This window comes from Bacteriovorax sp. DB6_IX (genome assembly GCF_000447775.1).
Classification (GTDB): Bacteria; Bdellovibrionota; Bacteriovoracia; order Bacteriovoracales; family Bacteriovoracaceae; genus Halobacteriovorax_A.
In genome coordinates, this window is sequence record NZ_AUNJ01000066.1 from 1 (window position 1) to 12,230 (window position 12,230).

The window sequence follows — 12,230 nt, forward strand, 5'->3', positions numbered from 1 at the left end:
GGAAGAAGCACCTTCTGCACAAGAGCAAAGTGACGATAACTTTTCTGGAAAATATACAATCCAGTTGAGCTCGTTTCAATCTCTTGCAGAAGCGAAACAGTTTGCAGAAGGATTTAAAGTTCTAGGATATAACCCAATTATTAATGAAAAGAATATTCCTGGAAGAGGGAATTGGTTCAGAGTTAGTTTAGGGGTTTTTAACTCACTTTCTGAGACTAAGGACTATATCTTAAAGCATAAGAGTCTTTTTGCAGAGCGTGACTACGTTCTCACTAAGTTTGAATAGTGACGAGATAAAATTTTCTATGATACAATACCCCAATAGTAAAACATTGGGGTTTTTTATGTCTGAATTTAACACGTATTGTCTAATAATGGCCGGAGGAAAGGGGACACGTTTGTGGCCTGAGTCAACTCAAAATAAGCCGAAGCAATACTTATCACTAGTTGGCGATGGGACATTACTTTCTCAAACACTGAAGAGATTTGAAAATATTGTGGATCAAGATCATCGCTATATTGTGACGACATTTGATCAAAGAGACTTAGCAAAAGAATGTTCTGAGAACTTAATAAATCAGACATCTTTTATCTATGAGCCGTCGGGAAGAAATACTGGTCCTTGTATTCTACTTTCTCTGGCAGCAATGGAAAAGGCTGGAGCAACGGATAATGATGTTGTGGCGGTAATGCCATCTGATCATGTTATTCTCGATCTAAATGGGTTTCAAAGCACATTTAATAAAGCAGTCGAGCTCGCAAGAAGTACTGACTCAATTACAACAATGGGGATTCGTCCTCATTTCCCACATACTGGTTATGGTTATATTCGTCGTGGAGACAAAGTTCTTGATGGTTTTAAAGTTGCTCAATTTGTAGAGAAGCCAAACTTTGAAACAGCGAAGAGTTATCTTGCCACAGGTGAATATTTTTGGAACGCGGGAATGTTTATGGCAACTCTTGGAACATTTAAAAGAGAATTCGCTAAGCATTCTCCACAAATGTTTGCTTTCTATGAAGAACTTAAGAATAACGCCGATGATTTTAATAAGCTGAGTGAAGTTTATAATAAAGTTCCAGAGGACTCGATTGATTATGCCATTATGGAGAAGTCTGAGAATGTGACAATTGTACCAGCTGAGTTTGATTGGAATGATTTAGGTTCTTGGGAAGCACTTGAACAAGTTATTGATCCTGAAGGTGGAAATACTGTTGTTAATGCTAAGTCAGTCTATCTAAAGGATGCTGAGGGGAATGTTATCTATGCCCCTGGAAAGTTTGTTTCTCTGATCAACATCAACGATCTTGTGGTTGTTTCTAATGACAAGACTCTAATGGTAATGCCTAAGAAAGATGCACAACGAGTTAAGGAAGTTGTGAATCACCTCAAAGACAAGGGTGAGAAGGAACTTCTCTAACCCTCATTTATTTCCAAATTTTTTTTAAATATTGATCCCTGCCGCTATTGTATCGATAGAACTTATAGCGCAGGGGATTCTTCTGATAGTAGTCTTGGTGATATTCTTGTGCTGGGTAGAAATGCTTAAATGGTAATAACTTTGTGACGATCTTCTTTTTGAAATACTTTTGAAATTCTCTTTGGCTTTGTATCGCGATTTGTTTTTCTTTCTCATTTCTATAGAAGATAGCTGTTGAGTATTGATAACCTCTATCAACAAATTGTCCTGAAGGGTCTGTCGGATCTATTTGTTTCCAAAAAATGGAGAGAAGTTCTTTATAAGATATTTTCTTTGGGTCATAAGTTACCTGGATGGCCTCTATATGACGTGTTCTTCCTGAAGAAACATCCTCATAAGTAGGGTTCTTCTTATCACCACCACTAAATCCCGAAATGGTTTTTACGACACCCTCTGCCTTATCAAATGGGGGCTCCATACACCAGAAGCATCCACCTGCAAAAGTTGCAATTTGATACTCTGCTGCCACGGCCGATTGAAGAATCAACAGATTTAGAATTAAAGCTAAGAATTTCACATTCACCTCAGTCTATTTTAGTGTTCGATTAAAGACCTTAGAAGTGTGTTTTCCGAAGATTTCAATCTCACTCATTGAGCTCAACGAATCAAGCACTTCCAATTCTCTTTGATGAGTGAAGGAATCCTTTAAAATGTTATAGAAATTGTCTCTATTTTTAGCCTCAAAGGAAGCTTTTTGGACAATCTTGTAGAGGTCTTCTCTTGTGTTTTCACTGACTTCAATAAGTTTGTGTAAGACTAAGCTTGATAAGTGCTTGAATGTTTTAGAGACCTTCTGTTCCATCATTTCATGATCTACAACAAGGTTTGTTACTGTATTTTCAAGTCGATCAATTGAGTAGAGGACAAGTCCAAAGGCATCTGGCAGATACATTCTTTCGGCGCTTGAATGAGAAATATCTCTTTCGTGCCACAGTAGGGTATTGTCCATGGCCATACTCATGTGAGAACGAAGGACCCTTGCAATGCCTGAGAGGTTTTCTGCAGAAATTGGATTCTTCTTATGAGGCATGGTAGACGAGCCCTTTTGTCCTTTTGAGAAGCCTTCAAAAACTTCTGATACGTCAGAGTGTTGGAGATGGCGGATTTCAATACATAATCTTTCTACTGCGCAGGCATAGAGAGAGAAGATTGAAATAAGTTTTGCAATTCTATCTCTTGGAATAATTTGAGTACTAACAGACTCGACATTTAAGCCAAGTTTGCTAAGGGTTTTCTCTTCGATCTCCGGCGTGAGTATAGTGTAATTTCCGACTGCTCCAGAGAATTGACCTGTCAGCTCTTTTTGATAGAAGTCTTTGAGGTCAGTGAAGCGTCTTTGAAACTCTGCATAGTGTCCTAAAAGCTTTTGCCCAAAACTCATTGGCTCTGCCCAAATCCCATGGCTTCTTCCCATACATATTTGATCTTGAAATTGCTCCGCTCTTTTTTGAATAGCAATGTTAAGTTTTTCAAAACGTGGAAGAATGATGTCGAGAGATGCTTTGATTTGTAAAGTTAGTGAAGTGTCGATGATATCGCTGGAAGTGACGCCAAAATGAAAGAATTTTCCTTCATTTACACTCATCTGCTCTGTGATTGATGTACAAAAAGCAATGACGTCATGGCGTGTTTCTCTTTCTATCTCTGCAATTCTCTGTGGGTTAACAGTGGCCTTACGGGCCTTATTAGAAACTTTCTCTGTGATAAGTCCAACTTCTTCCAGAGTTTCAAGGAGCGCGACTTCCACATCGAGGAACTTTTCAAATTTAAATTGATCAGTCCAAATATTTGAGATTTCTTCTTTTTGGTATCTTTCAATCATAGTTGTCTCTTTATAAGTTGGGGTTAAAAAATTAATCCAAAAGTCAGTCCAAGCGAGACCCAACTGGCCGTTGCTTCGATTTCATTTTGTTCATCAGTACTATCTTCTAAAGAGCTTAAGTGATAGTCCATTCTAAGACCCCAGTGAGTTGACTTCGAATTTCTCCAGAATAGACCGTAGCCTGCGACCATTCCGTATCCTGCCATCTTATTTTCTAAGATGTCGCTATCGGCAGAAACATAAGTCCCTGCAAAGTTGATTTCGTCGTAAATATTTGGAGAGTTGTAAAAGTCTTTAATGAGTACAGAGCGTCTTGCAAGACCAATTCCTAGCTCCATAAGTGTCATCGTTTCAGTATCGGCATCATAGTTCCCTGTCAGGTCTGTGGCCTGAGAGATCACAATTGATGTTTGTGCAGCATAACCAATCCATGACATTTGCGAGTCAGGAGAATAGAACGTGACTTGTCCTCTAAAAGCAGAGAGGTCCCCAGCTTTCATAAGATTAGGAGAAAGACCGTAACTAAGATCAATTGACCAATTATCGTCCTTAACATTGTATTCATATTCTTTAATACCTGTTTCAGCATTATGCATTGAAAGAAGTTGGTCTGGAGTTACAACTTCTGCTCTTAGCTGTGTCGTTGTTAAAGTCGTAAGTGTTAAAATAAGTTTCGCTAGTTTCTTCATTATTTCTTCTCCTCACGAACAATAATACCTTCGAAGTTCTCTCCTGGAAGTTCCTCAACTCCAATCGCCTGGGCCAGTCTGACTTTGGCAAGGAAGTAGTTATATTTTAGAGAGACATTTTCTACTTCTGTTTCATATCTTTCAATTAGGGCGAGGTGAAAGTCATTATAGCGTCCACGTTTTTCAAGGTAACGATTTAAAGCCAGGTCCATTCTCTTCTTTAAAGAAGGGATACGAGCATTATAGATTTTGATTTGATCATGGTAGTTTTCAAATTGCTTATAGATATTGATGACATAGTTTTCTACGGAACGGCGTGAAGAGTTGTAGTTCCAATCCGCTGTTTCTTTTTTTAGTCTGGCATTGGCAATTTTTCTTCTGTTCAATAATCCACCATCTCCAAAAATTGTCCAAGTGGCATTAACTTGAGCGACAAGTTCAATATTATTGCTATTACTCTCAGTCTCATAAAGAGTCTGACTTTCTTGAGACGTGAAGTTGTGCTTATATGTTCCAAAGTTTACTGAAAGTTTTGGAAGAGGCATATTCTCTCGTTGAGCAATCTCATACTCCCTAATACTGACGTTACTTGTGACTTTAGCGTCTTTGATGAATGGGGCATTCTTATAGGCAAGCTCGAGGGCCGCTCTTCTTGTTAATTTAATCTTATTATATCCAAAGTCTTCTCTGATTGTGTATTGAGTACCGGCCGGATCATCGATGAGTGCGGCCATTTCTTCTTGGGCCTTATCAAAGTTTAACTTTGCTTCATAGTACTCTTGTTGAGCTCTTAGGTATTCACTACGTGCTTGATAGTAGTCATGCTTAGTAACTTTCTTCAATGTTACTTTTTCACGGTTGAGTCTATAGATGAATGAAGCATTTCTCAGCTGTTCTTTCTTAATTCTTGTTATTTCTTTTAAGTAGAGAAGGTTAGTATAAGTGAGAATAAGCTCTTGTCTAAACTCACGAGAATCTTCTTTCTCTTTTTGGATATTTCTTTCAATAGACTCTTTAGAGTTGAGATAATCTAAGTAGTCCTTTCCCCAGTTGTAGACTGTGTATTCACCTAATTCTAAACCCAGACTCCCTGTTGGACCTTTTGGAGTTGCCCCTGCATCTCGAGATCCATCTTTTAATGTTGCAATTCTCTGTTTTGAGCTTTGAAGAGTAATTTGCATATTAGGAAGATAGAATGATTCCTTGGCGTCTTTAAGTTGATTGTCGAGGATATTGACATTCTTACGACGAATATTCTCATCAAAGTTCTTTCTCATCCCTTGTTCAATGACAACATTGAGGGAAAGAGGTTTTGTGATTCTTTGAATCTGACTGTAATCATCAGCACTTTCTTGAACATAAATGTCTGTATTAGTATCTGTTGAGATTTGTGCATGGGCATAGCTTGGGCCCAGCAAGAATAAAGCTGCGATAAAAGTTGTTCTATCCATAAACACCTTGTCTTAAAAATAAAATAAACTAGATAAGTCTACTTTAATGATAGGTGTTCGTTTTTACATTGTGAAGAAATTTAAAGACTTATTCCTGGGCATCCACGACGGATAATGCTCTCTTCAATATCCTGAATTCTGAGGTTCGTCAGACGCAATTCCTTGAAGATAGACTTTTGGTTCTCAATTAGTTTCTGGCGAATACTTTTTTTCGCGACTGGAGTAGCCTTTTGGAGTTTCTTATTTCTCTCATTAAGGTAGGTGAGTCTTTGGCGGTGCTTCACTTTGCGTCTTCTGTTATCAACTAAGCTCTCACAACGCCTTGAGATAGAAGGGTCTGTGATAATGGCCTCTTGGATATTACTTGCGCCAGTATAGGCAAGGGCAGAACTAAATAAAATTACGCAGATGATACATCTTGTCATTGCTATAAAACTCATAAATTCATCATATCATACTTTGCCAAAAATCAATGGGAGTGATAAAATTTCGACGTCTAAGGAATGGATAATGGATAAGAAAGCTTTGGTATTAATACCATCGAGATACGCATCTACCAGATTCCCTGGTAAACCTCTTGCAAAAATATCTAGTAAACCAATGGTACAGTGGGTTTACGAAGGCTGCGCCTCCCTCTTAAATGATTGGAAGGATGCAGTAGTTTGTGTTGTTACCGACAATGATGAAATTGAAGCATGTGTTAAAGGCTTTGGTGGTCAAGTTGTAAGAGTTGACGACGATGTCCCAAGTGGGTCGGAAAGAATCCAATTGGCCTATGAGAGATACTTCAGTGATCAAGACTTTGATTACGTGGTCAATGTTCAAGGTGATGAGCCTTTGATTACAGGAGAGCTTTTAAAAGAGCTCTTAGTTTTTCAGGAGTCTGAAGGTTTTGACGTTGGAACAGTTGTGAAGAGAATGCCAATGACAGATAAGGGCTATGAAGACTCGAATAAGGTAAAGGCCATTTATTCATTGGACTCTGGCCGTTGCCATTTCTTTACTCGTTCACCATTTCCATTTAATAGAAATAAGACAGAGGGTCTGGATTGGTTCCTACATATAGGAATTTACTCTTTTAGACCAAGTGTTCTCAAGAGCTTTTGTCAGCTCACTCCTAGCTATTACGAGGAGATCGAGTGCCTTGAACAATTAAGACTTATAGACAACGGTTATTCAATCGGAGCAGTTCCTACAGAGATGACTCTTTGTGGGGTTGATGTTCCGGAAGATATTCAGCATATTGAAGGAGTTATCAGTGGCAGGTAATCAGCAAAAAAAGTATATCTTTATCACAGGTGGGGTTTCCAGTTCTCTTGGAAAGGGACTTGCAGCTGCAAGTATTGCATCACTACTTGAGAGAAGAGGGATAAAGATCAATATGCTAAAAATGGATCCTTATATCAATGTGGACCCGGGAACGATGAGCCCAACTCAGCATGGGGAAGTTTTTGTGACTGATGATGGGGCCGAAACGGATCTTGATCTTGGGCACTATGAAAGGTTTACTTCACTGACTCTTTCAAAACAAAGTAACTTCACAACGGGACAAGTTTACTTGCAAGTTATTGAGAATGAGAGAGAAGGTAAGTATCTTGGAAAAACTGTTCAGGTTGTTCCTCATGTGACTGATGAAATCAAAAGAAGAATTGATATTGCGGCAGAAGATGCTGACATACTAATTGGTGAAATTGGAGGAACTGTAGGAGATATTGAATCGCTTCCCTATGTTGAGTCGATTCGCCAGTTTGCTCATGATGTAGGACATGAGAATGTTCTCTTTATCCATCTTGTTCTTATCCCATATCTCAATGCAGCGGGAGAGTTAAAGTCTAAGCCTGCTCAGCACTCGGTAAAAGAGCTAAGATCTCAAGGGTTATTTCCTAATCTGATTCTTTGTCGAAGTGATAGAGGAATTGATGAGTCAATTATTGAGAAAATTTCATTATTCTGTAATGTTCCAAAAGGAAATGTTTTTCAATCTGTAGACTTAGATTCAATTTATAAGGTTCCATTAAACTTTCATGAGCAAGGTCTTGATGAGAAGATTAGTGAGCTCTTAGGAATTTGGGCCACACAACCAAATATCGAAGATCTTAAGAATGTTGTCTACAATTTTGAGAATCCTTTAAGGGAAGTTAAAATTGGGATTGTTGGGAAATATATGGAGCTTGTAGAGTCATACAAGTCACTAGATGAAGCTTTAAATCATGCGGCGATTAACTTACAGCTTAAGTTAACTCCTGTTTATTTAGATGCTGAAGAAATTGAAAAAGACGGTGCCCAGAAGCACTTAGAAGGAATTCAGGGAGTTCTTGTTCCTGGTGGTTTTGGAGAGCGTGGAACTGAAGGGAAAATTCTTGCGATTGAACATGCTAGAAAAAATAATATTCCTTTCTTTGGTATTTGCTTAGGTATGCAATTAGCAATTATTGAATTTGCGAGAAATGTTTGCGGTTTAAATGAGGCAACAAGTGAAGAGTTTAGCTCTGGTGGAGAGCACCTTATCCATTATATGGAGGGACAATCTGATTCTGGACCAAAAGGTGGTTCAATGAGACTTGGAGCATACGACTGTCAACTCGAAGCAGGTACAAAGGCCAGAGATATTTATGGCGAAGAAAATATTAGTGAAAGACATAGACACCGTTTAGAGGTGAATAATTTCTATGCAAATAAGCTTGAAGAAAGTGGTCTCACAATTTCGGGGCGTAATCAAGATCTTAACCTTGTTGAGGTGATTGAAATTTCAGAACATCCACATTTTGTGGCCTGTCAGTATCACCCAGAATTTAAGTCTCGTCCACATGAGCCACATCCATTATTTAAATCATTTGTAGAAAAGGCAGATCAGTATGGGAAATAAGAAGTTTGATTTCTTTGTAGGAACTTGTGTAATTGAAAGTGAGCAGATGTGCTTTGATGTTGCAGGAAGATTAAAAGAAATCTTTGCAAAATATGATGATCAAATCAACTTCACTTATAAGGGAAGTTTTGACAAGGCCAATAGGTCTTCTATTGATTCTTTCCGTGGACTTGGAATGGAGAAGGGACTTCAAATTCTAGGAAAGGTTAAGAAGGAACTTGGACTTCCTGTCATTACAGACTTCCATTTGCCAACCCAAGCCGATGAAGTTGCTAGTGTTGTCGATACACTACAAATTCCAGCTTTTCTTTGTCGTCAGACAGATATGATTCTGGCCGGAGCAGAAGCTTGTCAGAAATACGGTGGGCAACTCAAGGTTAAAAAAGGTCAATTCCTCTCGCCAGAGGAGACTAAGAATATTGTTACTAAGGCCGAAGAATTTCTTCCTAAGGATAGAATCTTGTTAACAGAAAGAGGGACTTCTTTTGGTTACAATAATCTTATCGTTGACATGGCCAGTTTTCAAATTATGAAGAGTTTCGGTGTTCGTGCAATACATGACGCCACTCACTGTGTGCAAAGACCTGGTGGACTTGGAACTGCAACAGGGGGGAAGAGAGAGCAAATTTTAACTCTTGCACGTGCCGCTGTCGCCGCTGGTGCAGATGGTATCTTTATGGAAGTTCATCCTGACCCTGATAAATCTAAGTCTGATGCCGCAACAAGTTTACCTCTTGATAGAGCTGAAGAAATTATTGACGCTCTAATGAAAATTCATAACGCAGTTAAGGAATAACAATGACACTATTTGAGAAAGCAGAACAATTTAAAGAGAAACTCGCAAAAATTAAAGTGTGCGCTTTCGATATCGATGGTGTTCTAACTCCAGGGCATATCTGGTACCAGGATGATGAAATGGGCTTTAATCGCTCGACTCATACTAGTGATGGCTATGGTTTAAAACTACTCATGAGAAGTGGTATAAAGACTGGGGTTATCTCAGGTGGTGATTCAAAGGGTGTGAAGAAGAGATTTATTGATAATCTTAAACTCGATTTTGCTTACCTAGGTGATGAAGATAAGCGCGAGGCCTTTAAGAGAGTTCTCGCTGAAGGGTATGCTCCTGAAGAAGTTCTCTATATGGGAGATGAATTCTTTGATGTTCCTCTATTACAAAAGGCAGGCTTCGCTGTAACTGTTCCTGATGCGGCCTATGAAGTTAAACAATTTGTAGATTATGTAACGACTAAAGAGGGCGGTTATGGAGCAGTTAGAGAAATGATAGAGATCTTTCGCTACGCGAGGGGGCTGACTCCAGAGGTTTTAGATTTCGACGGGAATCCAATCGATTTTAAAAGTACTTGGCCTTAAGTTTAAGACTTAAGGGCCAAGCTCACTATGATATCTTGCCCTTCTTTGGTCATCTCGATTTCTGCCCCAAGTTTCTCTTTAAGTTTTTCTAGTCTGTAGCTAAAAACCTCGTAAAGATCATTTTCAGGTTTTACAATATCTAAAGTACTTTCATTCTTAGGAGTTAGTTTAAAAATTAGCTTACTATCAAAACTTAATTCCAGCATGGCCCCTTCTGGTGCATCAACATTATAAGTACAGAAATTAATTGTCTCGATAAAGAGTTTTGCGAATTCTTGAGGAATAGTATTTAAACACGTTCCCTCTACAATAGTATTTTCGAAGTTAATTTTCTTTCTTTTTAACTTAGGTTTAGAAAAAATATAGTATTGATCACAAAAGAACTTTAAGTCTTCAATTGCACCTGGTGATGCTTCAATATCATTTCTCTTAATATCGAGGGCCGCATCGAGTATCTCTTGGCATCTCTCTAATCCAACACCAATATTATTGAAGAAGTTTTGAATCTTGGCTTGAACTTTTTCATCTTCTCCTTCAAGAAGTTTCTCAACTTTATCCTCTAAGAGCCCAAGCGAAAGTTCAATAATCCCAAGAGGGTTTTTAATATCATGTGAGACAGAACCCATAAGGTCATGAACCTCATTGTCTTGATATTTTGAAAATGCGTTGATGAGTTGCTCTTGATCTTTGTCTAATAGTGTCTTTTTCATGCCTTAATTATAGCAGCATTTTGTTTAATTCTAGTAATTTAAGAGGTGGGAAAGTTTGTCTTGACACGATTAGTCTTAAAGTATAATTTAAGCAACCGGAGGAAATATGGATTATTCAAAACTCTTAGATCTCTTAAATTCTGAATATGAATGGCCGGCGAAGTATCAGTTTAAATTCGTAGGAAATGATTCTCACCGCGAAGATCTTGTTGAGGCCGTAGGTGAAAGCCCAGCAAAAGAGAGACCATCTAGCTCAGGTAAATATATTAGTTACACTTTCCATGTCGAAATTGCTGAAAGTGAAGAAGTCATTTCTATTTATCAAAAAGTCGCAAAAATTTCTGGTATCATATCTTTATAATAATAAAGGATAACTGATATGAATAAGCTACACAAAACGGCCTTGGTCGTTGGGGCGGGTGCCTTTGGGACATCTCTGGCATCTATTCTTGCCAACACATTTGAAAATGTTATTTTAAAAGTTCGTAGTGATGATGTTTACGATGCTATCAATAAAGATGCTGAGAACTCGGTCTACCTCCCTGGAATTAAACTCTCTGACAATATCAGGGCCATAAAGTCTTGGGACGAGTTTGAAAAAAACTTAGAGAATGGCCTAGAGCTTATTGTTTCTGGTTTACCTACAGCAGGCGTAAAGACTTTTTTCACTGAAAATCATGAACGATTCTTAGGCTACTTCGAAAGACAAATCCCTCTTATTTCATTATCTAAAGGTATTGATCCTGAAAGTTTAGAATTAAGTGATGATCTTTTCTTCGAGTTCTTCCCACATCATAAAGAATATATTACTTTCTTGTCGGGTCCTAGTTTTGCCAAAGAGATTATGCAAGAACAAATTACACTTGTGACACTTGCTGGTCGTTCAAGACGTGTTCTAACTGAAACGTCTCGTATGCTTGATACTCCATATTTTAAGGCCCTTCCAAGTTATGATATTAAAGGTGTTCTCCTTGGTGGAGCTCTTAAAAATGTCTTGGCCATAGCTGGAGGAGTTATTGAAGGTTTGGGTTATAACCACAATACTCGTGCGGCCATGATTACTCGTGGGATTGTTGAAATGCTTCGTTTTGGACGTGTCTTTAATGCAAGACCTGAAACATTCTATGGTTTAAGTGGAATGGGAGATCTTATTCTCACGACAACTGGTGGGCTATCTAGAAATAAGCAATTTGGATTAGAAATTGCTAAAGGAAGAAAGCCGTTAGAGATTATTAACTCTCAAAGAACTGTTGTCGAAGGTTATAAAACGACAATGGCAGCTCACTTGATTTGTGAGAAGTATGAGATTAGAGCACGAATTTTTAATGGTCTCTATGAAGTACTTTATAACGATGTTGATGCTGCAGAAGTGATCACAATGCTTATGAACACTCCTGCAAAGTTTGAGCTAGATTAATTATTTAAGAACTCTTTTTAGTTCTCCAAGAGTAATCGTCTCACCAAGTTTAATGAGTTGTCCCTGTGAATCAATAACAAAGTAAGCAGGGACACCTACGAATCCTTGTGACTTAAGCCACTTGCCAATAATAGGATCTCTCTTTGTCCAATCTCCTAATAGAAGATTAATATTTCTCTCTTTTACAAGTTGAGCAAAAGAATCAGTATCGAGAACAAGTTTTTCATTAACCTTACAAGTAATACACCATTTGGCCGTAAAATCGATAAAAGTTAATTGTTTATTATCTTGTAACTCCTTCATTGATTCTTCAGACCATTTCTTCCATGGGAGTCCTTCTCTTTGCTTATCTTGTATTAAAGAGCTTCCAGTAGACTCTACTAGTGGCTTTTTCTCAACAGCTTGAGAGAAAAGAAGGACAGTTGG

General features: G+C 38.2%; 15 protein-coding genes. 8 read left to right on the forward strand and 7 right to left on the reverse strand.

Annotated features, from left to right (window positions below; all coding sequences use genetic code 11):
* Together M901_RS02215 and M901_RS02220 are read left to right on the forward strand one after the other, a co-directional pair.
* The coding region (locus M901_RS02215) for an SPOR domain-containing protein (protein WP_021276537.1) at positions 1-286 on the forward strand (286 nt) is incomplete at its 5' end.
* A gap of 58 nt (positions 287-344) precedes the next feature.
* Positions 345-1,418: a mannose-1-phosphate guanylyltransferase gene (locus M901_RS02220; RefSeq protein WP_021276542.1), complete on the forward strand. Its 1,074-nt coding sequence runs from the start codon at positions 345-347 to the stop codon at positions 1,416-1,418.
* A 7-nt stretch (positions 1,419-1,425) separates the two neighbouring features.
* On the opposite strand, the gene msrA is transcribed toward M901_RS02220, so the two are convergent.
* The 5 genes from msrA to M901_RS02245 form a co-directional block, all read right to left on the reverse strand.
* Complete coding sequence (msrA, locus tag M901_RS02225; protein ID WP_021276530.1) at positions 1,426-1,995, reverse strand: peptide-methionine (S)-S-oxide reductase MsrA; 570 nt, start codon at positions 1,993-1,995, stop codon at positions 1,426-1,428.
* 12 nt (positions 1,996-2,007) lie between these two features.
* Positions 2,008-3,300 carry an adenylosuccinate lyase gene (gene purB, locus M901_RS02230; protein ID WP_021276533.1) on the reverse strand — a complete coding sequence of 431 codons (1,293 nt, stop codon included), beginning with the start codon at positions 3,298-3,300 and terminating at the stop codon, positions 2,008-2,010.
* A gap of 23 nt (positions 3,301-3,323) precedes the next feature.
* Positions 3,324-3,989: a hypothetical protein gene (locus M901_RS02235; RefSeq protein ID WP_021276544.1), complete on the reverse strand. Its 666-nt coding sequence runs from the start codon at positions 3,987-3,989 to the stop codon at positions 3,324-3,326.
* Positions 3,989-5,440: a TolC family protein gene (locus M901_RS02240; RefSeq protein ID WP_021276541.1), complete on the reverse strand. Its 1,452-nt coding sequence runs from the start codon at positions 5,438-5,440 to the stop codon at positions 3,989-3,991. The genes M901_RS02235 and M901_RS02240 overlap by 1 nt, the downstream gene beginning before the upstream one ends.
* Positions 5,441-5,520: 80 nt before the next feature.
* Positions 5,521-5,880: a hypothetical protein gene (locus M901_RS02245; RefSeq protein ID WP_157679768.1), complete on the reverse strand. Its 360-nt coding sequence runs from the start codon at positions 5,878-5,880 to the stop codon at positions 5,521-5,523.
* A 70-nt stretch (positions 5,881-5,950) separates the two neighbouring features.
* Between M901_RS02245 and M901_RS02250 the strand changes: the two genes are divergently transcribed.
* From M901_RS02250 to M901_RS02265, 4 genes are read left to right on the forward strand one after another with little or no spacing between them, the layout of a single operon-like run.
* A complete protein-coding gene (locus M901_RS02250) occupies positions 5,951-6,709 on the forward strand; it encodes a 3-deoxy-manno-octulosonate cytidylyltransferase (RefSeq protein ID WP_034719695.1) in 759 nt (252 codons plus the stop codon).
* Positions 6,699-8,306: a CTP synthase gene (locus M901_RS02255; protein WP_021276539.1), complete on the forward strand. Its 1,608-nt coding sequence runs from the start codon at positions 6,699-6,701 to the stop codon at positions 8,304-8,306. The genes M901_RS02250 and M901_RS02255 overlap by 11 nt, the downstream gene beginning before the upstream one ends.
* Entirely contained in the window at positions 8,296-9,102 is an 807-nt protein-coding gene (gene kdsA, locus M901_RS02260; protein ID WP_021276532.1) for a 3-deoxy-8-phosphooctulonate synthase, read from the forward strand. The genes M901_RS02255 and kdsA overlap by 11 nt, the downstream gene beginning before the upstream one ends.
* Before the next feature lie 2 nt (positions 9,103-9,104).
* Entirely contained in the window at positions 9,105-9,677 is a 573-nt protein-coding gene (locus M901_RS02265; RefSeq protein ID WP_021276534.1) for an HAD family hydrolase, read from the forward strand.
* A gap of 2 nt (positions 9,678-9,679) precedes the next feature.
* On the opposite strand, the gene M901_RS02270 is transcribed toward M901_RS02265, so the two are convergent.
* Positions 9,680-10,387, reverse strand: a complete 708-nt coding sequence (locus tag M901_RS02270) for a histidine kinase dimerization/phospho-acceptor domain-containing protein (protein WP_021276543.1) — start codon at positions 10,385-10,387, stop codon at positions 9,680-9,682.
* A gap of 106 nt (positions 10,388-10,493) precedes the next feature.
* On the opposite strand from M901_RS02270, the gene M901_RS02275 reads away from it, so the two are divergent.
* Both M901_RS02275 and M901_RS02280 read left to right on the forward strand, forming a co-directional pair.
* Positions 10,494-10,748: a DUF493 family protein gene (locus M901_RS02275; protein WP_021276531.1), complete on the forward strand. Its 255-nt coding sequence runs from the start codon at positions 10,494-10,496 to the stop codon at positions 10,746-10,748.
* 18 nt (positions 10,749-10,766) lie between these two features.
* Positions 10,767-11,804, forward strand: coding sequence for an NAD(P)H-dependent glycerol-3-phosphate dehydrogenase (locus M901_RS02280; protein WP_021276540.1), 1,038 nt, complete (start codon positions 10,767-10,769; stop codon positions 11,802-11,804).
* Here M901_RS02280 and M901_RS02285 read toward each other — a convergent pair.
* Positions 11,805-12,230: thioredoxin family protein (locus M901_RS02285; RefSeq protein WP_021276538.1), on the reverse strand; the 426-nt coding region annotated here is incomplete at its 5' end.

Bases quoted from the DNA above. Each gene is read 5' to 3' on its own strand.
- M901_RS02245 (WP_157679768.1), bottom strand. From the start codon at position 5,880: ATGAGTTTTATAGCAATGACAAGATGTATCATCTGCGTAATTTTATTT.
- purB (WP_021276533.1), bottom strand. From the start codon at position 3,300: ATGATTGAAAGATACCAAAAAGAAGAAATCTCAAATATTTGGACTGAT.
- M901_RS02270 (WP_021276543.1), bottom strand. From the start codon at position 10,387: ATGAAAAAGACACTATTAGACAAAGATCAAGAGCAACTCATCAACGCA.
- M901_RS02280 (WP_021276540.1), top strand. From the start codon at position 10,767: ATGAATAAGCTACACAAAACGGCCTTGGTCGTTGGGGCGGGTGCCTTT.
- M901_RS02265 (WP_021276534.1), top strand. From the start codon at position 9,105: ATGACACTATTTGAGAAAGCAGAACAATTTAAAGAGAAACTCGCAAAA.
- M901_RS02240 (WP_021276541.1), bottom strand. From the start codon at position 5,440: ATGGATAGAACAACTTTTATCGCAGCTTTATTCTTGCTGGGCCCAAGC.
- M901_RS02275 (WP_021276531.1), top strand. From the start codon at position 10,494: ATGGATTATTCAAAACTCTTAGATCTCTTAAATTCTGAATATGAATGG.
- M901_RS02220 (WP_021276542.1), top strand. From the start codon at position 345: ATGTCTGAATTTAACACGTATTGTCTAATAATGGCCGGAGGAAAGGGG.
- M901_RS02235 (WP_021276544.1), bottom strand. From the start codon at position 3,989: ATGAAGAAACTAGCGAAACTTATTTTAACACTTACGACTTTAACAACG.
- M901_RS02250 (WP_034719695.1), top strand. From the start codon at position 5,951: ATGGATAAGAAAGCTTTGGTATTAATACCATCGAGATACGCATCTACC.
- kdsA (WP_021276532.1), top strand. From the start codon at position 8,296: ATGGGAAATAAGAAGTTTGATTTCTTTGTAGGAACTTGTGTAATTGAA.